This window comes from Cohnella herbarum, assembly GCF_012849095.1.
Classification (GTDB): domain Bacteria; phylum Bacillota; class Bacilli; order Paenibacillales; family Paenibacillaceae; genus Cohnella; species Cohnella herbarum.
The window spans coordinates 3,214,796-3,241,296 of record NZ_CP051680.1 but is presented as its reverse complement, the minus strand read 5'-3'; the positions used below and the strand labels follow the sequence as shown (position 1 = coordinate 3,241,296).

Here is a 26,501-nt window from a genome sequence, read left to right as displayed (position 1 = left end):
TCGGCTTTTCGCTGTTTCACTGAGTAGAAAAAGAAATGTGTTAAATTGGAAAAAACGAGTAGGTAGATGGTTATTTTACAAAAGGAACTACATTATCTCATAGAGAAGCTAAGGCGTTCTATTTAAAGAAAATAAAAATCTTGAAAGAGCAATTTTATGAATTAAAGAGTTTCAAATTATCGAAATTGAGTATGAAGATGGGCACTCATTTTGGCATCATATCAAACTTGAAGTAGAGCAGAATGGTCAGAAATTCGAATGGAATGAAGTTGCCATTATTAATGAGGGGGAATTGTTAATCGGCGAAAAAGATGACCTTCCTGCTTATGTTCGTCATAATTTTTACAGGTTGCAGCTCAAGCAAAGATGATTTCTCATGGAAATCTCTTCCGATCTTAATTACAATGAAACTGCATCAAAGATTAGGGAGGATATCAACGAAATGAGAACGATTACTGTATTATTGCTTGGATTTAGTTTATTCGTTGGAAGCAGCAATACTCCGGTCACTGCAAGCTCTACGCATCCGATGACAATCGAAGCCATCTTCGATGCGGCTCGCCCATTTCATGAAGGTTTGGCTGCAGTTCAGTCAGGGGAACAATGGGGCGTTATAGATAAATCCGGAAGTTTTGTCATGCAGCCTCGGTACAATTTGATTGAAGATTTCAAAAACGGGTATGCGCTCGTCGGTCAACTTGATTCTAAAGGGTATAACCAGATAGGACTGATTGATAAAACGGGCAAGGAAACGATAGAGCCAATCTATTATCCGCTTGATCTGTTGGAGGGCGGTATTGTTAGACTTTCGCGCAATGGAAAATACGGTTTAAGGGAGGCGAGCGGCAAACAAATTATTCCTCTCAAATATGATCTTATCGGTGACTTCCGCGAGGGCCTTGCACTTGTTGCAAACAGAGTAAATAACAAACCCAAATACGGATACATAGATCGATCAGGCAAACTTGTTATTCCGATTCAATACGAAGACGTGCGCGAATTCAAGTTTGGTTATGCCGCAGTCTGCAAGAATGGAAAGTGGGGAATTATCAACAAACGCGGCAAAGTCATTATTCCGTTAAAGTACAATAACATCGGTTCTTACGATGAAAGCTTGTTTACTTTCGCTCAGACAAGTTCAAAAGTATCCTCACGCGTTATTAATGATCCGTTCAAAACCCAAGTCGTCGACGCAAACGGCAAATATCACAACGTCGAGTGGGGTGCAGCCGACATACGGACCGGTAAAGTCAAGATTGCAGCACAATATGATTATTTCTGGGAATTTACGAATGGCTACGCATGGGTTGTAAAAAATAATCGCAAAGGCATTATCGATCGATCAGGTAGAATTAGTGTGCCTATCCAATATCATGGGATCGAAGATCTATCAAGGCCAAATAATGGTGATCCCGTATTCGTGTTATACGACGCGGGAGGAAAACTTGGTCTATTCAATACAGAAAACCCAAAAGCAAAAATTATCATGCATAATTATAGCAACTTGGCATCTTCCCGTGATTACCCTGGTGGAGAAGGTGCCGTACGAGTGGTAGATAAAAATAAAAAAATAGGGGTTATCGGTCTCACGGGGAGAGAAGTCGCACCACCTAAATATGACGAATTGAGAGATTTCCGAGATGGTTTTGCCGTTATGAAGCGCGATAAGAAATATGGCATGATCGATCTTACAGGTAAGGAAGTCATCGCACCACAATACTCTTCACTGGGATATTTCAATGAAGGATTAGCCTCATTTACGAAGAATGGTAAATCCGGCTATGTTGATATTAAAGGAAACGAAGTGATACCTGCCCAATTTGAGAACACAATTACGAGCAATTTCAGCAACGGAATGGCGGCAGTTCGGATTGGAAACAGGTGGGGGTATATCTCGAATCCACTTTAAAACAACATAATAAAAACCCATTCTCACTGAGAATGGGTTTTTATTATGTTGTTTGTTGGAAGACGGCCGGACATGTAGATCTGACTAAACTAACGGGCAGGTTAGCGTGGCGGATTGATGGACTGACTTTAGCTAAGAACAAGAAGTTAGAATGAAATAATACTTCTCAAGAAAAACTTATCTTGAGGTGATGATATGCGAATGTTGCAAGCCCTGTTCACTTTGTTATTATTCTTAGAACCCAATCCAGTAATTGCTTATTCGGATCCCCTAAATTCAGTTAATACAACATCAAGAGAAGAACTTCTAGAGAAAACTTTATACGGACGATATCTTCCCTATCTTGGAAAAGAGTATCAAAAATTTATTTTGTGTCCGCAGATACATATTGAAAGGATGAACGGTGATCATCTAAGACATATGGTTACTGTAAGTGCTTTAAACTACGAAGGACATCATGCGCCTTCATACGATAGAATCCAATTTATTTTGTCTGATATACCTGAATCTGGAGTGGAAATCATGAAACATGACTTATGCAGTTCGTTGAAATAACTGGATATTTTGCGAATTAGCCGACGAAGAAACAGGCCACCATGTCATGAGAATAGACTTGGGCCAATAAGCGGAAATAATGCTTGCAAATCGATAAGCCTCTATGTCAAAATCGACGTAGATTCGCTGGATGCCCTTGCGGTTTGTTCGGCTAATCTGGCAACGAGTGTGGAAGAGGCCGCGGACCATTTCGCCGTGGGTGCAGCCTTCATCATCACTCGTTTTTTCTTTGTTTATTTGCCACAACGTATAAGCGAGCAGCGTCTCTGTAGCAAACAACAATTCCATGTGGGCGTGTTGGTGCGACTCAGATGTAGAGTGACATTGTTCGAAGCCGAGCTCCTGTTTGGCGGCGCGAAAGAACACCTCTATCCGCCAACGTTTCCCGTAGACCTTAAGCGCCTCATCGGGTGCGTCATATCGGTTACTAGTGATCAAGTAGGCTCCTTTGTAGGTGGCCGGATCGTCACTGTCGTTGCTCTCGATAAGAGCTTCTTCATCCTCTTTCAGTCGCGTAGCGACAATGGCTGCAATTGGAACGAGCCGATCTTTGGTAACGGGTTGCCCTCTTCTTCTGACCGTGACGTGGGGGAGCTTCATATGGATATCCGTTAATGCGATTGCTGACAATCCATGGCCTGTCGCAGCAAGACACTTATAGGCTTCGCGGATCAGTTGCCGCGCAGAAACGGGGACAAACCGCTCGCGCCGCCCAGGTTCTGCGATCTTACGAAATAAGGCGGTATTGCGCTTGGCCTTTGTCACCCAGTCATAGGAATGATTCTGCAAAAAGACAAAGAAGTCTTTACACAAATACCAACGGTCCATCGCGACCCACAATCGGCAGGACACGGATTCACGAAGCATTAGCAGCATCTGCCTAGCTAGGTCAAACTTGCTGACGGACACTTCGTCTCCCTCCACTTTGTGCCACACGCTGTAATAGAGCGGATATTCCAAACCGCTCCGTAGAACCGCCTGCACAACGACGAGGCTCATGCACCAACTATAGGTCTTCGTCGAGGAATCTCGAAGCCAACATAGGAACGGCAGTTTCTTAGCGTACGGATGGGCGCTGTGCGTATCATCCAGGTTGACGACATCGCCCTCTTGTAGAGCCGTTTCGTTGTCGGCTTGCAACCTCGCCACGCGCTTCTTTCCAAATGTCCGCCAAGCGAATGGCGTTGTGAAAAATCGGCTAAACGTATATTGTGCAAGCGCAAATGGCTTGAACATGAGTTCGAGAAGCGCATCTTTACGAACAAGGTCGCTCATTTGCACAACGGACGTACATCCGGAAAGCAGGCCGATCGCATACATAAAGCAGAGCATCCATGCCGGAGCGCCGCTACGCTTGAATATACCCGATTGCGTCAACAAGAGAGAAAAATCGAATCGATCCCAGAGCGAACGTAAGATGGGCGCTCCCGCGCATTCTCCTTGTGAGAGCTTACGAAAGCGAGGCTGTTCAAGATTTTGTTTCAAGCCGATCACCTATAATCTTGTAGGATATACCTTGTAAAAAAGGTATTCTCTGCGATTATTTAGGCAACCCCGAAATGTCAAGTGTTTTCTGAAATCTACTCAGACGTTTTTTATATTCCATTTTATGGGCCGAACTGCATAAGTCATGGGAAAGGTCTATCTTACTACGTTTTAGAAAATTGTAATATTTTGTTGTGTTATAATCAAAATATGACAGGGCGATTGGAAACAATCTTGACTAAGGGGGAATCCGAACGTGAGTATGTACATTTATCCTGTAATGGAATATTTATATAATTAAACCGTGTTAAGAGAAAACACTCTTAATTTCATATGGCTAAGAAGGAAGGTTCTTTTTTTGACTAAGAAAAATCATCACTTCGTTCCTGCATTTCATCTTGGGTTGTTCACAAAGGACGAGAAAATGGAGAGCCCATTGTGGGTTTTTGACCAATTGAGTGGGAAGCAGTGGGAGGCTGTTCCAAGGAGTGTAGGATATCAAAAACATCTTATAGTGTGGATTTACCTGACACAAAGCCTGATGCAATTGAAGATGTATTCGCTTATGTAGAAGACAATGTTGCCCCTATAATAAAAGAGGTATGTAATAGCCATGAAATTCCAGACGGAGTGGAAGACTATAACTGGCTGATTAATTACATATCCCTGTTGGCTGAGAGGACACCAGCTAGAAGAAAAGTCTATAAGAAGCCAATGGTAGATATCGCTAAAAGAATGTCACAAATGATGTTGGCAACACCTGAGAGGTTCGAATCAATTAAGCTAAGAATGAAAGAAAATGGAGTTGAGGACGACGATAAAGTTTCTTATGAAGACCTAAGAAAGTTTATCTTTGAGGAAAATTACACAATATCTTTCGACAATAATACACATGTCAATAATCTGTTGACAGCAATAGATGTCATCATTCCTATTCTGGGTGATAGAAACTGGACAGTTGCCTATGTACCGCCCGAGGTAGGTGACTTTATATGTTCGGATAATCCAGTGAGTCTTCATTGGACAACGCAAAAAGAACGAGGGATTTGGTCATCTCCTGGTCATGGGCTCAGGGAGACTGAAGTCAGTATCCCACTGAGTAGTCGGATAATGCTACTAGGTCGGTTCGAAATGCTTCCACCCAGTATCGTTATATCGTCAAAGCGAAACTTGGCTATTTTAAATAGTTACACGGGAATGTACGCTGATCGATTTATCTACTCGAAAGAGAATGATTTCGTATGGTTCAAGCGAGACCATACTATAGGAAACGTTGCTGATTTCAAGCTAATGATTTTTGAAAAGAGTGAATCAGAATGAGAGGGCTACATTTGGATCCGAAATATAGGATTCTATTGAATTTATCAAGTAGTATGGCGAGGAATAATGATCTCGATTTCACATTGTATATCTTAGTTCTAGTTGTTGGAGGGGCTATTTATGGAATATTTAAAGTTTTTCACTAGTTCCGCTTTTATTATTGGGGCAATTGTTTACTTGGGAAAAGTGCTAATCAGTAATCTTATCAATAGGGATGTCGAGCGATTTAAATCTGAATTGGTTATTTCAGCAAATCAACATCAAATTACATTCACTAAGCTCCATAATGAACGTGCCGACGTGATTAAAGAGTTATATGCAAGGCTAGTACGTGTAGTTCGCATTATGGAGGATTTATGCTCTAATCCCACTAGCCAAAAAGCAGATGAGGCAATCCCCTTAATTATTGATCTTAAGTATTTTTTTGAGGAACGAAGAATTTATTTCGATTCCAAAGTTTCGATGCTAATCGAAGAAGTTGTTATGAATATACATAATGGTTATTTTGAATTAAGTTATAATGCGGATCACAATATTGTTGACATCATGGATGAAGAAATAAAAAAACAAACATTCAGTAGTCGTTTAGAAGGGTGGAACAAAATAAAGAGAAAAGTACCCGAGTTGAAGGAATCATTGGAGAACGATTTTCGATCGTTGTTAGGAACTATAAAGCAATGAAGTAAGGTACCATATCTGAAAACATGCCTTTTCAGAATTTATCTGTCTCATTCAGCTAAGCTAATAGGTATATATAACTATTTGTCTAAAAAAAAGAAGCATTAACAAACGGGTTAAGGCTCTTTATTGTTAAACACTATTTTGTCATTGAAAGGAGTTCCAAATGGTATGATAAATTTAGATAAAGAGTATCCTAAAGAGTTTATTAAAATTATTAATTATTTGCTAGACGATATTTATTCATTTTTTATGGATATTGGGGGTAATCTTGATTTTGAAGATATATACGCTACTGTATTTCCTGAACATAAACAAGAAGATCAAATTTCTGCGATGCAAGACTTAAAAACATTACATCATTATATACGAGATAGATTTCCCCATGATTTAAGTCCATTTTATGAGTATGTGTTATACAATGTACTTTATTTTGTTTACGATTCATCTGATGATGGTTTTAACTTAGAGGATATTATCTCCAAGCATTTAAGTGAGAATATAATTAGAAAATTTGATGATGATACATTGAAAATTCTTAGAAATATCCAAACACCTTATGATGTAATTGGTATTATATTTGAAGATATTGACTTTCTTGATGTTGGCGAGTTATTTGATATTTACAAAAATCAGCCTGAAATAGTGACAAAATTTTTGAATGTTGATTTAGATTGTTATGAAGAACTCATGCCTGAGGATATAAAGGCTGAGTATAGGGTTATCAAAGATAACTTTACTGCTCATTCATTGGATGAAGTGAAAAAATATAATAGTAATGAATTCAACGAAGTTGTAATTGAAATGGTGAAATATTTTAAATACGCTATAGAACATCAAAAAGGCTTTGAGTTACTGAATACATCTGAAGGTGGAGTAAATGAAAAAAAAGTGCAAAGATTGTTTCAAATAATTGCTAAGTTATTCTTCAAAGATTCAGATATATTAGTAAATTCAGAAGTGGATCTTGGAAGAGGATGTGTTGATTTTTATTTTTCCATTGGAAAAAATAAAAGAGCGTTAATAGAATTAAAGCTGGGCAAGCATCAAAGATATCAAGATGGAATTAAATATCAGTTACCAACTTATCTTATAGTGGAAGATGTTGATTTTGGTTTTTTTGTGCTGATTTGTTATACGGCTAAAGAATATGAAAAGTCAAAAGAATTATTTAAAACTGCAAAAGAGCTTAGTGCAGAATACAAAAAAGATATTAGATTTGAACAAATAAATGCTTCTGGAAATTATAAATCGGCATCTGAAATTAAGAACAAGGAAGAGATGAATTTCGAGTGAATATTCATTATGGCAAAAGTACTCAGGTCTCTTGTTAATTGTCGAACTCAGAGAAGTATCATTGAAGAAATGTGTCTTTTCGGGAATTCTGTGAAAAACATGGATAAGGAGGAGCCAGATCTGTTTATTTAGGAATTGATGTTGCAGGAGAAAATAATACTTGGTGTTGCGGAATAATTGATAAAGGTTCTGGAATGGAATGTGATGAAGCACAGGCTTGGAGAAATACAGTGGAAGTTTTCACTCATCCAATCGATTGTTCCAATGAGTTTCTTATGCTAAATTATACGTTGCCTTTTCTCTCTTGCGTAGGGTGGTTGGTTGTACTTCTATTTTACGCAGAGAGTCCAGGGTGGCTCTTTTTACATTTCATGAAACTGATTTTGATCAAGTACAGATTCTTAGATACTTTTAAGGCGGGATAATTATTCTGAATCATGATTTAGATCCATTAAAGTTTGATTTAAGAGATACTTCCGTGATTAACGCAAAAGCGATACATGATGTTACTGGTAAAAAGCGTTATTACTTAATCAAAACATGGGATGAAAAAAAACCAATTGTCACAAGCTTATTATATAACCCCAACGATGCCACATCTTTAATGAATGATAAGACAGTTAACAATGTATTTAACATAACCGTGCAAGCTGAGAATAATAGATTTGGTTCTCTTATCGTTGTGAATCTAATTCCTATTAAAAGTAAATCTCCGAGTTTGCTGAGTAAACATGAGAAATTAGAGGATGAAGATAATGTAGAATTTTTAAAAGAAGCTTTTTACTTGTCTGATATTATTTTGGTAGGCTGGGGAGTCGATGGAGGTAAAATTCGGAACTTTCCTAAAACCAAAGAACTACTTTTACAACATCGAAGCAAACTAAGATGTTTAGGAACTACAGGCAATAATATTCCTAGTCATCCAAGTAGGAAGACGGATAAAGTGATATGGTCGATTTATACATTGACGTGAGACTACCGAATGCTTAGTAGGGAGCAAACACAGATGTTATGGAATTCATGAATTAGTAAATCCAAATATTTCGGAATAGAAGGAGTTCTTATGACACTATTGATTGCTTATAAATTAGATGATTCAATTGTATTTTCAGCAGATACAAAAGAAAGCTTTATAGGTGAAGATGGTACTGTGCATTTAGCTTCAGTGAATAAAAGAAAAATATTTCAGATATACAGTAATGTTTTTATGGCAGTGTCGGGGTTGGCATCAAACCATTCGATTGATTTGATTAGGAGTGTTTTGTTACACAAACGCAGATCGTCTATTTCTGAAATTATAAACTGTTGCAGAGAAGTGCTTTATAATCATCGTCAAATTTTTCAGAGATATAATAACGATGATACCAGAGGAGCCACTAAAGCAATTATTTGTGGTAAAGACCCTGAATCTAATGAGCTTTTCATTTATAGCATAAACGAACAATTCCAAACCACTTCTGGTATCCAAGCAGTCATTGGTCACCAAGAAGATAGGGCAAGGGAGATATATCGCACGAAATTTGTACAAGATGAAATCCCATATCTAGAACAAGCAGTGGATGCCGCAACAAGTACAATCGAAGAGATGTCAAATCAGTCTGAGTTTATTGGAACTCAATCAATCACTTACATAATAAAGGCAGAAAGTATAACACAGAGTTATTATAACGGCACACGCACCCCACATTGTGATAGATTTCTTGATAAAAATATTATAGGACAGTGCAACACAAGGCAATAAAGCATGAGATTTCAAACTCCGACTCAACATCCACAAAGATGCTTTTAGATAATCTAATAAATAAGGGCGACAATTGAAGTTTTCGTATTTATATTAGATGCTATAGATAATAAAAAAAACCGTCTTTTCTTTGGAGGACGGTTTTTCGTGGTTTTAATTTATTATTCCTCTTCAATAAGTTTTTTGATAAGAACTGTAAGATCCCAGAGCATAAGGTTAATTTTCATTGCTTGAAAACACTTATCGGCAAATTCAATTAAATACATTCTTCTTGTAGGCTGACTATTACGGTTTGAACGGAAAGTGATTAATTGAGTATTTGGATCATACGAATAACTATTATGACCAATAGGATTTCTTAAATCATTGCTAAGTGGACCAGCAAAAACATGGGAAATGACATTGTCGTTATCTGATAAGTAATTTAGTTTTTGACCCTTGGTTAAAGATATATAATCTTGTAAATTTCCTGCTACATTCCTTCCCCGATTTATAGAAGGGTTCATACAATTGATTGACCCTCTTACTATTAAGTTATCCAACATGATGGAAATGGTGGAATTACTTAATAAGGTTTCGTACATATTTTGATACAACCGATCTAAGCGATCAAAGGATACAGTGTTTAAACCTTCGTGATTTTCTAATTCTGAAAGGTGTCTTCCCATTCCTTCCAAATACACTACAGGGGATAAATATCGATAATGGTTAGTGAATTCATTAAAAACTGAAAACAATTCTTTTTGTATATATAACAAATCTTCTATAGAAAAAACTTGAATAAGTTCTTCATACGAATTCAAATTGGTTTGTTTAATGACTGATAATCGCTGATCTAAGTCAGTGGTAGTGATGTTTTGTAAAGGATTGTTTGAAGACATCGATCTAAACATTGTGGTAACCAGTTTGCTAACGCTTGAATCTTTTTCATAGGGACTCATATCTATTCTTGGGCTTTTTCTTAGCTTTTCAATTTCACTTTCTAAATAGGTTTCTTTATCATTAAAATATAGGTTGGCAATTCTTTCAATCTTTTTCCACTCATCGTCGATAAAGGAAGGTAATAATTGGACTAAAACATCATAAGCGTGTTTTGCTTGACCGCTATGAGGCGAGTATCGAATGAACGGAGAAAAACTGGTTATCATAAGGGTTTCCTTTGTAAATGGAAGCATTTTGAATGAAGGGAATTCGCCTGAAAGGACTAAAATATATTCCCCATCCATTCCACCTTCATATGTAGCATTATGCAATTGAAAATCCAGCCTATTTTCCTTACGAATTATCAAGATATTTCCGTATATATTTGTGGAGCAGGAGGGACAAGAATAATATACAGGATATTGATCTAATATTCCCACTTGGAATTTTATCAAAACTTTAGCTTCACACACATCACATTTGACTACTACGTTATTAACAGCCATATGATCACCTCTAAAATATTTGCATTTTCAATGTACTTGATGTTTTAGGCATTTTCTCAGCCTTCAGGTACTTTTCTAATCTTTAATAAGTTTTTTGTATTCATCTATAATCAATTTGACTAGATCAGTAACTTTATCTCTCGCTTTCTCATTATTCATTAACATTCCACTATTAGTGGCAACAATCATCTTAAATTCGTTCATATAAGAAAATATTGGGGATTTTCGATTTATAATAAATCCATCTGCTTGCCACTTGTTCCTTAATTCATCTAAATGATCAAGAAAATCGAGATTGTAATAAACTGGATTCTCACTCAAAGTTGAAATAGCATGACGAAAATCGTTGCTTAGCTCTTCTTTTTTTGACTTATAATCTGAAAAGTAGCGATCAAACAATCCGTTTTTTTTCAACTTCGTTGTCAGTTGGCTTGCATCCCACAATTTAATTTTAAAATTATAATTTTCTTCCATTTCTTTTTTCCATTTTGCCCACCATTCATGCTCCTTTTTATTGAAGTCTTTGGCAACACATAAATGCCATTTCATAATGTTATCGCCCTTTTCTGAAACGACTTTGTTAAAGGAGGCGATAATTTTATTTTTCTGAGATGAGTCAATTTTATTAATGAAATACTTGCATTGGTATACATCTAAATCACCTTCATAATCCCCTACAAATATATCGATGCCGCCATCCCCTCCAGCACTTTCTACCGTATGGGAGTCATCCTCATGTATAATTTGAATTAACTCAACACAAATTGCTTCGAATTTCTCCGTTGCCCCTGCAAGCCCATGCTTATACTTTAGAGATTCAAAAGGAAGTTCCATTCGCTTGTCCCACCATTTCAATGTTAGTCTTTATGATATCATCATACCAAATGTTTCCTTCTAAAAAAATCAACTACCTTTTCAAACTAAAACAATTCCTGTCCACCACCCTAAATAACTGTCCCCACATAATAATAACTGTCCTCAAACTCACCAAAGGCTGGAAATTGCACGGGTAATCACTCCCACAATCTCCAGTCTTTTTTCATTTGTCCCGCTCCAGTGCAGAAGGGCAGGAAAGAACAGGGGAGAACAACAGGGTTGTGGGACAGGGATGAACATGCAAAGGCAGTAAGTGCCAGTAAGTGCAGGGAACCATCCAAACTCTGATAATCCTTCTCATCCCGCTCCAACGGATAGCAGGATCAGGGCTCAGGGGAAAGACAATCACTTGAATTTCTAATATAATTCGTACTGGTCTCCAGGGCTTCAAGGGCATGATTTTCTCCGCTATTCACTCGCAATATAATCGCTATAAACTCAAGTGGATCAAGGGGAAATGGCAGTAGGAGAAGGGTAAGGACAGGGGAGGAAGAGCAGTAAGTGCAGTAAGAGGAGTAAGTGCATGCAAGAGCCGGTAAAGGCAGTAAGGGCATGCAAGGGTAATAAGAGCCAGCAAAGGCAGTAAGAGCATGCATTCAAGTGTTTATTCCCGCAATATTCCTGCTAGGAAATCCAATGTATCTACTCCAGCTTATCTCAGGAAGCTTGCACCTAATCTCTATTTTCCGTTTCCCGATCTTGATTCTGTCCCCTAATCCCTTGATTTTCCCATGCACTTTCCTGATCTCCCCCTGCCCTTCAAGGACACTAATTATTATCTCGTTTCGTTCACAATTGAACCAGTTCTCTTCCAGTTTTCACTCGGTTAAACCTCACATGAGTAGACACTAATTATTATCTCGGAAATAGGGGTGAGGGCTTGTGGGAGTATGGCGGAGGGGGATTTTGGGGGAGGGGAGTTTGAGGACAGTATTTTTTATTTGTTTACAGGGGGAATAAAAGGAATTAAATTTTCTTATAATGTTGCTAAGCCGAGGGAGGATTTCGATCTCCTCGGCTTTTCGCTGTTTCACTGAGTAGAAAAAGAAATGTGTTAAATTGGAAAAAACGAGTAGGTAGTATCAAACATTATTATCAAGCTATTATATTTGGAGATTATGAAAAAGCGTTTGAACAGTTACAGCTATATGATTATGATGCTAAGACTGGAGATGGTTATTTTACAAAAGGAACTACATTTCGGATCCCCTAAATTCAGTTAATACAACATCAAGAGAAGAACTTCTAGAGGGAACTTTATACGGACGATATCTTCCCTATCTTGGAAAAGAGTATCAAAATTTTATTTTGTGTCCGCAGATACATATTGAAAGGATGAATGGTGATCATCTAAGACATATGGTTACTGTAAGTGCTTTAAACTACGAAGGACATCATGCGCCTTCATACGATAGAATCCAATTTATTTTGTCTGATATACCTGAATCTGGAGTGGAAATCATGAAAGTAACAATTCAAAAAAATATTTCTGAAAAGGAAAGCCTCATGCAATGCCGTAAGAGCTGAGCAATAATTACGTAACTCTGATTACCCTAACGGGAACAATAGCTCAATAATGACACGACGGCAGCCGGCCTGAACGATCGGTTGCCGTCGTTGTGTTAGCTGGCAGATTAATTTAATAGTGAGTCTAGCATCTCTCGTGATACTAGTTTATTATTTGAAGAATTATTTGTGAGGAGAGATGCAGATGTCGAAAATACAGGCAATTGTATTAGACTTGGACGGAACATTGCTTGGCAGCGACAAATCCATATCACCTAGAAATTATCAGACTGTTAAAAGATGTTATGATTCTGGAATTCATATTATCGTTGCCACGGCGCGACCGCCTAGAGCGGCTAATCAATTTGTGAAGAATTTTCCTTTTGTAGACTACTTGGTTTATTACAATGGTGCTCTAATAACATGTAAGACTAAGCAAACTCAGCGGCACATTAGTATCCCAATGGAGATTAGCCAACAGATTAACAATTTCATTGAGTTACATGCACCTCAATCGATAATTTCATACGAGGTCAATGACTCATGGTATACGTGTACACCAATTCCCGACTCGCAACTCGGTCATTTCGGTATCCGTCCAAATGATCCTAAACCCCCGGTTGTTGATAAGGATTTCATTAGTTCACTATCCCCAACCAAAATATTGGTTCATGGTTACAGCACATGGAGGGACGTTATCGAGCAATTCGGCGACCATGTGAACGTAATCGCAACCGATGGTGGTGTATTGGTTCAAATCATGCAAAAATCAGCCTCAAAGGAAGAAGCCGTGCAATGGGTGCTTAATGATATCGGGGTGAAGTCAGAACATGTAATGGTATTCGGGGATGACTTTAATGATTTAGGACTATTCCATAAGTGCGGATTTCCGATCGCTATGGAAAACGCGATAGTTGAGCTAAAAAATTGTGCAAAACACATTACCGAATCAAATGATAACGATGGTGTTGCTGTTGCTCTTGAGAAATTTGTGGTGTAATCAATTGCTGATAATGATTCACTTAACTGGGAACGCTAGTTGAATGCGATCGATTAAAACCTCCTTATTGAGCAAACCTAGATTTATCAGGTTAACTCAAGGGAGGTTTTGTTTTGAAATTATCGAAACTTTGGAGGATGTATGAAGAAGAGAAACGGATTCAGGGGTTTTGCTTACTTACAATAAAAGCGTATTCGATTCAGATAAGGATTTTACTTGGTGAACTTGGTGATCTTGAAATCGATGAGATCACTATACAACGACTGAAGGAGTACCTAGCTAAGCAATCGGAACGATTAAAGCCAAGCAGCTTAGGTCACCGGCCGTTTCTTGCGATCCAATGTTAACTTAATGGTGTCGATAGGTACAAAAAGGAAAGGTGCACTTCAAATTAAATTAAAAATCAACGCGACAAGATGTCATCTATGCAATGGGAACACCTACATCAAAAATCGGGAATACTTGGAGCTATGGATATTCAAGGTGTACACTTCGATCAAATGGGAGTTGTAATGGGGTGGTCAAATATTGATGGAAATTTAGCAATAAAAGACTCCATTATTCGGGTGTTGGAGAAAAAACCAAGATAGGATTAATTTACCATGAGCGCTTCCCGAAAGGGAGCGACATTCTGTGATGCACCGTGGTCGTTGGAATCAGACTAACGGATGGGCTCTAACGCACCATAGTTTATCGACCTTCCTCACCAGACGTAGTAGCAGTATTGACGGGTTTTTCTATTTTCATCATATGTGGTGCAGCGCTGGTCTTGCGCGGCATGAATGACTAACGGGGAACGTTTATTCAATAAACTCAAAGGGACGGCAGCCGCTGTTACTGGCTGTCGTTTTCTCAACTAACGGGCAGATTACGTTAATGCATTTAGTCCCCAAGAGGTTAGTTGTAGCAAAGAAGATGAAACAGCTTAGGGGGATAATCCAGTTTCATACAAATCAGTCCAGCCATTTCGTGTAGGTAGATATTGGTATTAGCGGAGACTTATCCTTATTACCCCGCATCCCGCACATGGCGGCTTCGCCTGCAAAGTAGCTGGTGAATTTCCCTGCAGGATGACGGTATCCTTCACGATGCAACCAGGCGTGAAGCAAAGAGCCGCCTAAGAACGAGTCCGTTATCCCGGTATTATTTAAATCCGTCGAATTCACTGTAATGGTGAGCGAGTTTTTTTCAGGCTCTGACGCACTGACGCCTTTAATGGTCGAAGTGCCCGAAGCTTGGTACATAATATAGGCTTTGGCTGCGCGGCCGAAACCGTTGGCCGCAATCATCGTCGTGAGCCCGTCCATCTGCACGTCCGCCGCTACCGCTCCATTGCTTAACTTTCCTTCAAACCACACAGGGGAGAGGTTAAACTTCGCATACTTGTTGACACAACTTTGATAGGCAGAAAGGATTGCGCCTTCATTTTTTTGCTGGTAATGAAAAAACCAAATGGAGAGCACTACCCCTATCAAGCGTTTCATGCGATTCATTTGCGTGGTAGTAAATCGCGTATCCATGTAAAAAAACATCGTTTCAGGCACAGTATCGCTGACTACTGCTTCTGGAACATCGATGATCAGCTTTTTGTAGGTGGCTGAGGCACGAATCCGTTTCGGCTGACCGACATAAAATCGAGATCCTCGTTTGATGATGTCGCCCAGGGTACTCACCTCACCTTTTAGATTGTGAGATACCATATGCAAGCTACTCAAGCGACGTTCCTTACGCGAACGGGTACGTTTATTCAATAAACTCAAAGGGACGACAGCCAGTGCAACCGGCTGTCGTCTTCTCAACTAACAGGCAGTTTAGTTATAAAATTCTTCTCTAGAGGAAAACTTTATACGGACGATACCTTTCCTATCTTGGAAAAGAGTATCAATATTTTATTTCGTGTCCGCAGATACATATTGAAAGGATGAACGGTGATCATCTAAAACATATGATTACTGTAAGTGCTTTAAATTATGAGGGACATCATGCGCCTTCATACGATAGAATCCAATTTATTTTGTCTGATAACACGTGAATCTGGAGTGAAAATTATTAAAGTAACAATTCAAAAAAATATTTCTGAAAAGGAGAGCCTTATGTAATGCCTTAAGAGCGGAGCTATGATTACGTAACCCTGATTAAGCTAAAGAGGAATGATTACTTAAATAATATCATGAGGGTTGCTATAGCAGCCCGCTTTATTAGAATGCATAATATACTATTTCTTCTTTATCGTTACCGAAAAAAAGTCCACCCTCCCAAAAATGTTCAAATAGACCGATTTGGTTTGATCTACTAAACTGAAGACGATCTTGTGAACCTTCTTGGGAGGGAAATAGGCATGAACGGAGTTAGAAACGGTATTCTAGTCGCGGTTTTCTTGTTACTAATAGGATTTACGGTCGACGAAGGACGCGCGCATGCGATCGTCCCGGAAGAAAGTACGTTTTTCGCAACCGCTTTCATCGATGAGGGTAGCACGTATAATACGGTCAGCGACGGAGATCTATGGCCGTCCGCATGGTCGAACGACGACAACTTGTATCTCGCGAACGGCGACGGCTGGGGATGGACCAATCAAGGCTGGAGCGATATCGCGTTCAACCGGATCACAAGCGGGCATCCCGATAATGGAAATCTCGTCGGCAATCGGGTCAGCGCAGGATTCGGGCCCCTCTGGAACCAGTCGACTTGCGGGGACGGATCGGCCAAGTACAATCGCAAGCCTACCGGATTGACCTCGAGGGGAGGCACGCTTTGGTTGGCCGTTCAAGATTTGAACCGGTGCCCGGGCGCCAAGTTCTACGGCCCTTCATTCAACGACGCGCCTAATGCGACGATTTTGAAATCGACGGATAAGGGGGCGACTTGGACTTGGAACGCGACCTCTCCGATGTTCCCGAATTCGGTCTTTACGACGGTCTTCTTCCTCGACTGGGGCAAGGACGGCGTCGATAACGATCCGAACTCCAATTGGGACGACTATATCTATGCTTACGGAACGGACTACAATTGGCGCGATTCTTTTAACAATTCGGTGCCCGATCCAACCAAGCTCTACTTGGCTCGCATTCTCGCTACGGATAACGTTCAGGACCTGTCGAAATGGCAGTTCTGGACGGGCGGACTGAACGGAGGGGCGCAATCCTGGTCCGGCTACGGTAACGTAGCCGCCCGTCAGCCGGTCCTGCAGGACGACAGAAGGATTTACCCAGCCGTAACCGCGGGGTTTCCGTCCGGTCATATTCGGGACATGACTCCGATCTCGCAAGGGAGCGTGACGTATAATCGCGCATTGAATCGCTATATTTATCTGTCCTGGACCGAGTACACGTTCGAATTTTACGAGGCGCCGGCTCCGTGGGGTCCGTGGAAAAGGTTTTTGTCCAAGGACTTCGGAACGTATTCCTCCCCTTGGACGCTGAGCAAGAACGGCGGTTATACGACGGTTATGCCTTCCAAATACATTAGCACGGACGGAAAGCGAATGTGGTTCAACGCCAATACGTTCGAAGGTCCGGTGAACAATTATCGTTTCTCCTTGCGGCGATTGTTCGTGACTCCGCACAATACGGCGCTGGCCCCGAACAACGCGCGAAACGACGTGAGCAATCTGGCTGTTACGGGAGACGACAAAACGCCGATCGCGGGAGCGAGCTTCCATCAGGGCAACCCGTGGGCGCTTAACGACGGCGTGAAAAACGTCAATGCCGACGACTGGAACGGAGAGGCCAAATCGCAGAGCTACTGGGGATACACGTGGTCCAGACCCTATAACTTGAACAAGGTTGTCTATACGACGGGAGCTTCTTTTCCGGACGGAGGGTATTTCTCCGGCGGTCTTAAGGTGCAAGTCCTGCAAAATTTCCAATGGGTCGACGCAGGCGGCTTGTCCGTTAGTCCCGATTATCCGTATAACGGCACGGCTGCGCCATACAAAACGTATACGTTCAAATTCAACGATACTTGGGGCGACGGCGTGCGGATCATCGGAAACGCGGGAGGCGCGGAGAAATTCACTGCCATCAGCGAACTGGAAGTCTACTACGCGAATAGCGCAGGAACGACGATTCTCGATCCGTTCGACGGCCCTCTTAACGGATCGTGGACTTGGAGCGCGCCGCTTGCGGGTCCGGCTTACTCGTTTGTCGCCGGTAAGTTCAGAATGACCCTCCCGGGTTCGGGCACATACGACAACTGGGATTTTATCGACCAATCGCCGAAGCTTATGCGAACGGATATGGGCGGGGGGGACTGGACGATCGAGACTCGGTTGAACTTAGCCTCGTATTCCGCGGGTTCAGACTTCCATGCCGGGTTGGCGGTCCGTTTCGGAACGAACAACTATTTCCTTTGGGGCAATCTTCAAGGCAACGGGTTAGAGCTCTCGCGATCGGGGTTCCCGGCACTGGCCGCCGTGACTTCGTACGCGGGGACCGAGGTTTCCTTAAGGATGAGGAAGCTCGGAAGTCAGTATTACGCCGATTACAGGCAGAATCCGGGAGATGCATGGGTGAGCGCGGGCAGCGTCAATTATCCTTCAGTTGCTCCTCTATCCGTCGGACTAATGGCCAAATCCTGGGCGGCGGTCCCGTTGACGGCGGATTTCGATTCGTTCACCTTAACCAAATAAAGCGGAAGACATCGAGGAGACGGGAATAGCCGTCTCCTTCACCTGTTGTCAAAAAGGGTTCATCATTATACACTTTAGAATACGAAAGCGGTTACATGACGATTCGGGAACCGGAGGGCCGAGGAATGATTCCTACTTTTCTGCGCAATAGCAAGCTGGGAAGCAAGCTTATGCTTCTCTTGCTGACCGTGATATTGGCCCCGTTAACCTTGCTAGGCTTCCTTTTCTACCAGAACTCGGCGCAGTGGGTTCAAGAGAAAAGCGACAAGGAATCGCTTCAAGTGCTGAACCTCGTCATGAGGAATGCGGACGAGATGCTGCGGGGCGTTGAATCGCAGTTACTGGACATCTATAACCGGGACGACATCATCGAGCAATTGTCGGAAACGCCTCCCACCACGGGCGGGAATGCTGAAAGCCGGCTATCGGAGGACGGGATCAACCGGTATTTGCGAAATTTCCTAAGGGGCAAAGACGACGTCGATTCCGTGTATTTCCTTTCCGAAGAAGGCACGACTTCGTTCGCTGATTTTCGCGGATCGAGCTTGTTCACCGATCAGATCGTCCGAAACCCGCAATGGTTGGAAAGAATCGCGGAGGAAAACGGGAGGGTCGTCTGGATTCCTACTTACGAGATTCCGCCGAACCGTTACTCGGCGCATAATTCGTATTACTTCGCCGCGGGGATGAGTATACGGGACGTCACGGACGAGCTTCAAGCGTTAGGCACGCTGATCCTTAATGTAAAGATTTCGGCGCTCGACCGTCTCGTCGGTCCCGTCGACGTCAGCCCGCACGGAACGATCCTCGTGGCGGACGATTCGGGCAATCTGATCTGGCATCCCGATTCGGAAGCCTACGGCACCCGCATGAGCGGAGTGTCTTTCTACAAGGCGACGAAGCCGGGGGAGTTCGTCCGGTTCAAGCTGAACGGGGAGAACTACCGTATCGGCAGAATTTTGTCGGATTTTAACAATTGGTCCTATTACGCGATCGTTCCCCAGATCGATCTTGACGCTCAGACCGAGAACCAGAAAAGGTTCCTCATCGTGACGATCGTCGCCTTCTCCGCTCTGTTCCTGCTGCTCGCTTGGTTGACGACGCGCTATATTACGAAGCCGATTCGGCAGATGGTCGTCGCCATGAAACAGATTCAGAAGGATCCGCAGGGGATGCAGCTACAGGCGAACTCCAACGACGAGATCGGCATGCTGCAAACCGCGTTCAATGGTATGCGCGGGAGGATCGCGGATCTGATCCAGGAGGTGCGCATCGTCTCCGACAAGGAGAAGGAAGCCGAGATTCGGGCGCTTCAAGCGCAGATCAATCCGCATTTCGTCTATAACACGCTGGATGCAATTAATTGGCTGGCGATCGAGAAAGACGAGAACGAGATCAGTTCCATGATCACGGCGCTGAGCGACATGATGAGATACGCCATTCGGCCGGGAGCGCCTTGGGTCAGGGTGGAGGAGGAACTCCGTTGGGCGCGTGCTTACGCATATTTGCAGGAGATGCGGTTCGAAGCGAAGTTCGCCGTCGAATTCGCGGTGCCGACTGAATTGGCAAGATATCGGGTTCCGCGATTGCTGCTGCAGCCGTACCTGGAGAACGCGATTCTTCATGGTATGGAGAATTTGGAAAGCGGCGGCTTGATTCGAGTAAGCCTGAACAAGGAAAGTGAAGACCGCCTTCGCCTAGTCGTGGAAGACAACGGCAGCGGCATTTCGGCGGATAGGATGGAAGATATCAAGACGCGGAAGTCGCACGGGATCGGCATTACTAATATGGACGATCGACTGAAGCTTGAATACGATGCCGGCTATGGCGTGACGGTCGAGTCCGAACCGGAACGGGGAACCCGCGTCACTGTCGTGCTTCCTGTGATCGAAGAAGAAAACGAACCGTAAGGAAAAGGGGGGCTTGACTTGTACAAAGTGTTAATCGTAGACGACGAACCGAAGGTGAGGCGGGGGTTGTCCTCCCTCGTGCCTAAGCTTGACCCGGAGTGGGAAGTCGTGGGGACGACCACGAACGGGGAAGAGGCGCTGCAGTTCGTCAAGAAGCTGTTACCGGATCTGGTCATTACGGATATTCGGATGCCCCGGATGAACGGACTCGATTTGCTCGGCGAATTGAAAGAGTATCCGCTTCAAGTCGTCATCCTGTCCGGATACGGATATTTCGAGTACGCGCGTACGGCGATTCAATTCGGAGCGTTCGATTTTCTGTTGAAGCCGCTGAAACCGGAAGCGATTCGCGACGTTCTGGGCCGGTTGTCCGCGCAATTAAAGTTGGCGGCGCAAGAACCGAGAACGGGCGTTCCGGAGCTTCGATACTCGAAGCTGTGGAAGGAATGGATGCTGTCGCCGGATGACGAGCAGGGCCATGCGTCCAAGCTGAAGCCGCTGATTCCGGCCGGAGCCGAACGTTTGCGGATCGCCGCCATCGACATCGACGCGTTCGACAAAGTCATTTCCGAAGACCAGTGGGGCGATCGGCAACTGGTGGCGTTCGCGGTCCGCAACGTCTTGCATGAATTGCTTGCGGCCAGGTCAGCCGGCCGTTTCCGATATTTATACCAGAACGGCTCCCAAATGTATTACTTGTCGGCGGACGAAAGCTTTTCCCGGGAATTCTGGGAAGGAGCGATCGAGACGATCGCCCGCTCGGTGAAGATCTCGGTATCCGTAGGTCTGAGCGACGAGAGCTCGAATTTCGAAGATATGCCTTCGTTGCTGGCTAACGCTCGGGAGAGTCTGGAAAACAAATGGATCCATGGGGAAGGCAAGGTAAGCGATTATCGAGATTTCCGTCTGGAGGATTTGCTGAGGATCGGTTATCCGGAACAACTGGAAATGCGGATCGTCCGGGCGATCCGCGGAGGTGACGCGAGTACGGCTTACGCCGGCTTGGAGGAATTCGTCCTCAAGCTTCGGGAGAGTAAGGCTTCCTTCCGGTTGTTTCAACGGTTCTGCTTGCAACTGCTCGCTTCTCTGCTGAAGGTCTCTCACGAGCAGAAGGCCTCGCATATGGTCTTCCGCCGCATGAGCCGGTCGACGGAGCTGTTCGCGAGAGAGTTCACCGCGGACGAATTTCTCGGATTCATGCGGGAGTTCGTGGAGGCCAGCTTGCAAGTTCTCGAGTGGAGCCGTAGCCAGAAGCAAAGTCGGACGTTGGACAAGGCAATGGCTTATATCCGGGACAATTACGCTCGGGATATTTCCTTGGACGACGTCGCGGGGCACGTAGGCATGAGCAGCAGTTATTTCAGTACGTACTTCAAGCAAGAGACGGAAACCTCCTTCGTCGAATTTTTGACGCGCCTTCGGATGGACGCGGCCAAATCGCTCATGAAGGACACCGATTTGCGGCTCTATGAGATCGCCGGAATGGTCGGGTACCAGGACGTCAAATATTTCTCTCGCTTATTCAAAAAGACGATGAACGCGACCCCTATCGAGTACCGTCAGTTTTTCGACCGAAAGGAAGACGGCAATGCCAAATAAAAGACAGTGCGGTCGGTCGTTACGATCGCTGGCTAGTCTCGTGGCACTAGGATTACTGCTGGTGATCGCGGCAGCCTGCGGGGGCAAAACCGCCGACATCGATCCAACGCTGGAGACGCTTCTCGGCCGGCAGGCGGCAAAGGATCCGCCTTCTGATCGGATCGTGCTTCGGATATGGTCTTTCCACCAGTCGGAGGAATTCGGCTTCTGGCAGTGGCTGGGGGAAGAGTATGCCAAAGTCAATCCGAACGTGGAGGTCAAGGTGGAGTATATTTCGAGCGACGATTATTTTTCCGGCAACCGGATGCCAAGCTCGTTCGCTTCGGGACACGGACCGGATATTTTCTTCGTGTCCGCTGGGACGATCCGCAAGTACGTAAACTCCGGAATTCTGCAAGCTCTCGATGAACATTTCACGGAGGACATGCGGAACGATTTCTTCAAATCCGCATTGGATTCGGTGACGGTGGACGGTCGGATCTATGCGATCCCGTTCGAGACGGAATTGCTAGGTTTGTACTACAACGAAAAGCTGTTCCGGGAGAAAGGGATTTCACCTCCCGCAACTTGGGAGCAGATGCGCGAGGCGGCGAGTAGGTTAGGAACCGGCAAACGCAGCGGATTAACCGTGGAAACGTTCGGCGGCGTCTATCAGTCATTCTCATGGTTACCTTTCCTCTGGCAGGCTGGAGCAGATTTGGTTGCCGAGGAGGGTGGGGCGTCGGGCTTGACGGCGCCGGGAGCGCGGACGATGTATGGCTTCTTCCGAGATATGGCCAAAGACGGCTTGTTGAATTTGCACCCATCACGTCCGACGACGGACATCGGAATTCTTGCGTCCGGCGAGACGGCTATGCAGGTCAGCGGCTCTTGGAACATCCGGACGCTGGAAGCGAACTATTCCGATCAAGAGATCGGGGTCGTTCCGCTCCCCGTTCCTCCGGGTGGCAAGGAATTGACCGCCGCCGGGGGCTGGAAGATCGGCGTCAACCATTTCGGTTCGAACGCGGACGAAGCCGCGAAGTTTATTTTATGGGCTTTCGCCGAACGCGAGGATATTCCGCTCAAGTGGTGCACCGAAGTCAAGTTCGCTTATCCTTCCCGGGAATCGGTTATGTCCGCCGGCGAGCAACAATACGATCGCGGGCTTCGGTCCGTGTTTACTTCCCGGATTTTCGGAACGGAGAGGCAAGAGCCCCAACTGCCGGAGGAATTAACGCGAATCTTTACCGACTCGCTGAACAAGCTCTTGTTCGGAGAGGCGTCGGTGGACACTCTTCTCGCCGATACGAACGCGCGGCTTTCCGCTTATTTCGCCAACGTCCAAAAATAGTCCACCCCGCCTAAAACATTTCTCGTTACGGCCCCTCCGATTTCCCCGCTATACTCGAGGTGACTTCACAAACACCTATCGAAAGGGGAACCTCAAGTATGAAAAGCACGAAATGGCGGTCGCTCCTCCTCGCGTCCATGAGCCTTATCCTGTTGTTCCAGATCGGTTGCGGATCGAACAATAGCGGCAACCAAGGTTCAGGCGCGCAGGGGGAGAGTCCATCTCCCACGCAAGGCGATTCCGGCGGCGGCTCCAAAGAAAAAGTAAAGCTGAAGTTCTGGGATTTCCATACGGAAGCCGAACAGAAATTTTTCGAGGACTTGGTCAAGGAATACAATCAATCCCAAGATCGGGTCGAGATCGAGTATTCGACCTCCAACCAACAAGATTACATGACGACGAAGCTTCCGACTTCGTTCGCTGCCGGCGATGGCCCGGACATCTACATGATCAGCCCGGGCGAATTCATGAAATTCGCCAAGTCCGGCTTGATGGCTGATCTGACTTCTTATTTTCCGGAAGGCGCGAAAGAAGATTTTCTCCCTGCGTCCTTAGACGCGGTCACCGTAGACGGCAAGATCATGGCGCTCCCGTACGAATTGGAGCTGCTGGGACTGTATTACAACGAAGACATGCTGAAGAGCGCGAACGTAGAAGTTCCGAAAACTTGGGATGAACTACTGGCGGCTGCGCGCAAGCTGACGACGAACAAAGTCGCGGGTCTCGTGTTACCGCCCGATAAAGGAGCGTACTTCAACTTCATCTGGTATCCGTTCCTCTGGCAGCAAGGCGGCAACGTACTGAGCGCGGACGGAACGCAATCCACTTTCAATACGCCCGAAGTGGCCAAAGCGCTCGATTTCTACGGATCGTTCTTCCGCGAGAAGCTGTCTCCATCCAAGCTGCAATACGGACCTTGGGAGATCGATAACCTTGGGACGAAGACGGCGGCCATGCAAGTACTCGGTACTTGGGCGATTAACCGCGCCGAAGAAAACTTCAAGGACGTACCGATCAAGGTAGCTCCGCTGCCGCTTCCGGACGGAGGAAAAGCGTCTACCGACGCGGGCGGCTGGAAATTCGCCGTGAATAGCAAAGGCAAGAACGTCGAGGAAGCCGCGAAGTTCGTCATGTGGGTGTTCGCCGGCGATGCCTCACGCGCGCTGAAATGGTGCACGGAGATCAAGTTCGCGTATTCCCCGCGGAAATCCGTCGTTGAAGCGGGCAAGGAAATATACGGCAAAGGCATGCGCCAAGTGTTCACGGACGAAATCTATGCTTCCGCTATTCCCGAGCCCACTTACCCGTCGGAGATCGTCGACATTATCGGCGACGCCATGCAGTACGTCATGTTCGGCAAGATGGACGGCGCGGCTGCGGCGAAAGACGCAGACGACAAGATCAAGAGCTACTTGAGTAAATAAGAACGGAGAAGAAGGGGATCTCGGCCTCCGCGCGGGCGGCCGGGGTCTCCGCTTTCCGACAGAGGAGGCACGACCCATGCGAACTCCGGTTGCGAAACGGACGTCGGCGCGAACCTTGCGGGAGTGGGGGACGGCCTATGCGTTCCTGTTCCCCAACGTGCTCGGCTTGTTCGTGTTCGTATTCCTGCCGATCCTATATGCGCTTTACGTGAGCCTGTTCGACTGGAACGCCCTTAGCCCGAAAGTGTTCGCCGGGCTCGACAATTACAAGCATTTAATGGACGACAAAGCTTGGTGGAGGTCTGTAGGGAAGACGCTCCTCTTCAGCGTTATCTACGTTCCGCTGCTGTTCGTCTCGTCCTTGTTGTCCGCCATTCTGATCAACGCCTTGAAAGGCCGGGTATCCGGCTTCGCGCGGACGATGTTTCTGATGCCGTTCGCGATTACGTCAGTCAATTCCGCGATTATCGCGATGTATTTGCTCGACCCCCGGAGCGGGTTGATCAATTGGATCTTAGGATGGTTTAACGTCCCTTCCCAGGAGTTCCTGGGCTCGACGAGCCAGGCGATGTTCTGTGTCGTTGCCGTCCTGCTCTGGATCAACGTGGGGTACAACATGATAATTTTTCTGTCGGCGATCAAAGAAATTCCCCGGGACTACTACGAGGCGGCTCACATGGACGGAGCGAAGCGCTTTCAGACGTTTCGTTACATTACGTTCCCTCTGCTTACCGAGACCAATACGTTCATCCTCATCGTGACGACGATCGGTTCGTTCCAGGTGTTCGACCAGATAATGGTTATGACGAAGGGTGGACCGGCAGGAGCGACGGAGGTTAGCGTGCTGTATATTTTCAAGCACGCATTCGAATTGTTGAACATGGGTTATTCCTCGGCGATGGCGTTTGTTCTGTTTCTGATTATATTCGTGCTCTCGCTGGTGCAATTAAAACTATTATCCAAAAGCGAGGAGCGCTGATCTTATGCTTACGATAAGGCGCGCAGCGCTTCCGACTCTGGCCGTGCTTCTCGGCCTCGCGCTCGTGTTTCCGATTTACGTGCTCGTCATCGGTTCTTTGCGCTCGGAAGAGCATATTTTTGATGTGACGTTGCTCCCGCTCGAAGCGGTATTCTCCAACTTCGCGGAGGCGATGCGGGGATCCGGCTTGATTCGTTCGATCGTAAACTCGCTCCTCGTATCCGCCGCGGTAACCGTCGTCGCCATGTTGTTCCACTCGATGTCGGGCTACGCGCTCGCGCGATTCCGTTTTCCCGGGAGGGGACTGATCTTCGCATGGATGCTCAGCACGCTCATGGTGCCGTTCGCCGTCATCATGATTCCGCTTTATCTGATCACTAAGCAGTTTCACATGTTGAACTCGTATGCAGGTCTGATCGTTCCTTCGATTTTTAACGCATACGGTATCTTCCTGTTCCGTCAGTTTTACAGGGATTTCCCCAAGGAATTGGAGGAGGCGGCTTATCTGGACGGCTTGTCGCTAGCGGGAACTTACTTCCGGATCGCGCTGCCGCTGTCCGTTCCGATCATCGCGCCGCTAACGATCGGTTTTTTTCTGGCGAATTGGAACTCGTACTTGTGGCCTCTCATTATCACGCAGGACGATAAGCTGTGGGTCGTTCAAGTGTTCTTGGCCAGCCTTGTCGGCGGAGGGTATTTCACGCCTTGGAACGTTGTGCTCGCGGCCGCGGTCGTGTCGACGATTCCGACCTTCCTGCTCTTCTTCGGGGCGCAGCGTTTTCTGGTAGACGGAATTAAGATGTCGGGGATCAAATAATCCACACGATAATGGA

The 26,501-nt window shown here is 45.0% G+C and carries 20 protein-coding genes; 16 read left to right on the top strand and 4 right to left on the bottom strand.

The window, feature by feature from the left end:
• Positions 1–442 precede the first annotated feature (442 nt).
• Together HH215_RS14365 and HH215_RS14360 are read left to right on the top strand one after the other, a co-directional pair.
• Positions 443–1,909 carry a WG repeat-containing protein gene (locus HH215_RS14365; protein WP_169280540.1) on the top strand — a complete coding sequence of 489 codons (1,467 nt, stop codon included), beginning with the start codon at positions 443–445 and terminating at the stop codon, positions 1,907–1,909.
• 201 nt (positions 1,910–2,110) lie between these two features.
• A complete protein-coding gene (locus tag HH215_RS14360) occupies positions 2,111–2,464 on the top strand; it encodes a hypothetical protein (protein ID WP_169280539.1) in 354 nt (117 codons plus the stop codon).
• Here the strand turns inward: HH215_RS14360 and HH215_RS36375 are convergent.
• Complete coding sequence (locus HH215_RS36375; protein ID WP_254450485.1) at positions 2,444–3,949, bottom strand: transposase; 1,506 nt, start codon at positions 3,947–3,949, stop codon at positions 2,444–2,446. The two genes, HH215_RS14360 and HH215_RS36375, sit on opposite strands and share 21 nt — an antisense overlap.
• A 516-nt stretch (positions 3,950–4,465) precedes the next feature.
• Between HH215_RS36375 and HH215_RS14350 the strand changes: the two genes are divergently transcribed.
• The 5 genes from HH215_RS14350 to HH215_RS14330 all read left to right on the top strand — a co-directional run bounded on the left by HH215_RS14350 (position 4,466) and on the right by HH215_RS14330 (position 8,984).
• Complete coding sequence (locus tag HH215_RS14350; protein WP_169280538.1) at positions 4,466–5,269, top strand: DUF4238 domain-containing protein; 804 nt, start codon at positions 4,466–4,468, stop codon at positions 5,267–5,269.
• A gap of 120 nt (positions 5,270–5,389) precedes the next feature.
• On the top strand, positions 5,390–5,950 hold the full coding sequence (locus tag HH215_RS14345) for a hypothetical protein (RefSeq protein WP_169280537.1): 561 nt from the start codon (positions 5,390–5,392) through the stop codon (positions 5,948–5,950).
• 168 nt (positions 5,951–6,118) lie between these two features.
• Positions 6,119–7,243: a DUF8371 domain-containing protein gene (locus HH215_RS14340; RefSeq protein ID WP_169280536.1), complete on the top strand. Its 1,125-nt coding sequence runs from the start codon at positions 6,119–6,121 to the stop codon at positions 7,241–7,243.
• 478 nt (positions 7,244–7,721) lie between these two features.
• On the top strand, positions 7,722–8,216 hold the full coding sequence (locus tag HH215_RS14335) for a DUF1643 domain-containing protein (RefSeq protein WP_169280535.1): 495 nt from the start codon (positions 7,722–7,724) through the stop codon (positions 8,214–8,216).
• 90 nt (positions 8,217–8,306) lie between these two features.
• Positions 8,307–8,984, top strand: coding sequence for an Ntn hydrolase family protein (locus tag HH215_RS14330; RefSeq protein ID WP_169280534.1), 678 nt, complete (start codon positions 8,307–8,309; stop codon positions 8,982–8,984).
• A 161-nt stretch (positions 8,985–9,145) separates the two neighbouring features.
• On the opposite strand, the gene HH215_RS14325 is transcribed toward HH215_RS14330, so the two are convergent.
• Together HH215_RS14325 and HH215_RS14320 are read right to left on the bottom strand one after the other, a co-directional pair.
• Complete coding sequence (locus tag HH215_RS14325; protein WP_169280533.1) at positions 9,146–10,411, bottom strand: hypothetical protein; 1,266 nt, start codon at positions 10,409–10,411, stop codon at positions 9,146–9,148.
• A gap of 75 nt (positions 10,412–10,486) precedes the next feature.
• Entirely contained in the window at positions 10,487–11,245 is a 759-nt protein-coding gene (locus HH215_RS14320) for a hypothetical protein (RefSeq protein ID WP_169280532.1), read from the bottom strand.
• Positions 11,246–12,998: 1,753 nt separating this feature from the next.
• Between HH215_RS14320 and HH215_RS14315 the strand changes: the two genes are divergently transcribed.
• Positions 12,999–13,793: a Cof-type HAD-IIB family hydrolase gene (locus HH215_RS14315; RefSeq protein ID WP_169280531.1), complete on the top strand. Its 795-nt coding sequence runs from the start codon at positions 12,999–13,001 to the stop codon at positions 13,791–13,793.
• 425 nt (positions 13,794–14,218) lie between these two features.
• Positions 14,219–14,383 (top strand): hypothetical protein, encoded by a 165-nt coding sequence (locus HH215_RS14310; protein WP_169280530.1) that lies wholly within the window; start codon positions 14,219–14,221, stop codon positions 14,381–14,383.
• Positions 14,384–14,746: 363 nt separating this feature from the next.
• On the opposite strand, the gene HH215_RS14305 is transcribed toward HH215_RS14310, so the two are convergent.
• Positions 14,747–15,553 (bottom strand): hypothetical protein, encoded by an 807-nt coding sequence (locus HH215_RS14305; protein ID WP_254450484.1) that lies wholly within the window; start codon positions 15,551–15,553, stop codon positions 14,747–14,749.
• A 578-nt stretch (positions 15,554–16,131) separates the two neighbouring features.
• On the opposite strand from HH215_RS14305, the gene HH215_RS14300 reads away from it, so the two are divergent.
• From HH215_RS14300 to HH215_RS14270, 7 genes are all read left to right on the top strand, one after another.
• The gene (locus tag HH215_RS14300; protein WP_169280529.1) at positions 16,132–18,423 is read left to right on the top strand and encodes a glycoside hydrolase family 183 protein; all 2,292 of its coding nucleotides are present in this window, start codon (positions 16,132–16,134) and stop codon (positions 18,421–18,423) included.
• 125 nt (positions 18,424–18,548) lie between these two features.
• Positions 18,549–20,333: a cache domain-containing sensor histidine kinase gene (locus tag HH215_RS14295; RefSeq protein ID WP_169280528.1), complete on the top strand. Its 1,785-nt coding sequence runs from the start codon at positions 18,549–18,551 to the stop codon at positions 20,331–20,333.
• 27 nt (positions 20,334–20,360) lie between these two features.
• On the top strand, positions 20,361–21,932 hold the full coding sequence (locus HH215_RS14290; protein ID WP_254450577.1) for a response regulator: 1,572 nt from the start codon (positions 20,361–20,363) through the stop codon (positions 21,930–21,932).
• Complete coding sequence (locus HH215_RS14285) at positions 21,922–23,265, top strand: ABC transporter substrate-binding protein (protein ID WP_169280526.1); 1,344 nt, start codon at positions 21,922–21,924, stop codon at positions 23,263–23,265. Before HH215_RS14290 ends, HH215_RS14285 begins: the two co-directional genes overlap by 11 nt.
• Positions 23,266–23,363: 98 nt before the next feature.
• Positions 23,364–24,689 carry an ABC transporter substrate-binding protein gene (locus HH215_RS14280; RefSeq protein WP_169280525.1) on the top strand — a complete coding sequence of 442 codons (1,326 nt, stop codon included), beginning with the start codon at positions 23,364–23,366 and terminating at the stop codon, positions 24,687–24,689.
• A gap of 76 nt (positions 24,690–24,765) precedes the next feature.
• Complete coding sequence (locus HH215_RS14275; RefSeq protein ID WP_169280524.1) at positions 24,766–25,668, top strand: carbohydrate ABC transporter permease; 903 nt, start codon at positions 24,766–24,768, stop codon at positions 25,666–25,668.
• A 4-nt stretch (positions 25,669–25,672) separates the two neighbouring features.
• Positions 25,673–26,485, top strand: coding sequence for a carbohydrate ABC transporter permease (locus HH215_RS14270; RefSeq protein WP_169280523.1), 813 nt, complete (start codon positions 25,673–25,675; stop codon positions 26,483–26,485).
• Positions 26,486–26,501 lie beyond the last annotated feature (16 nt).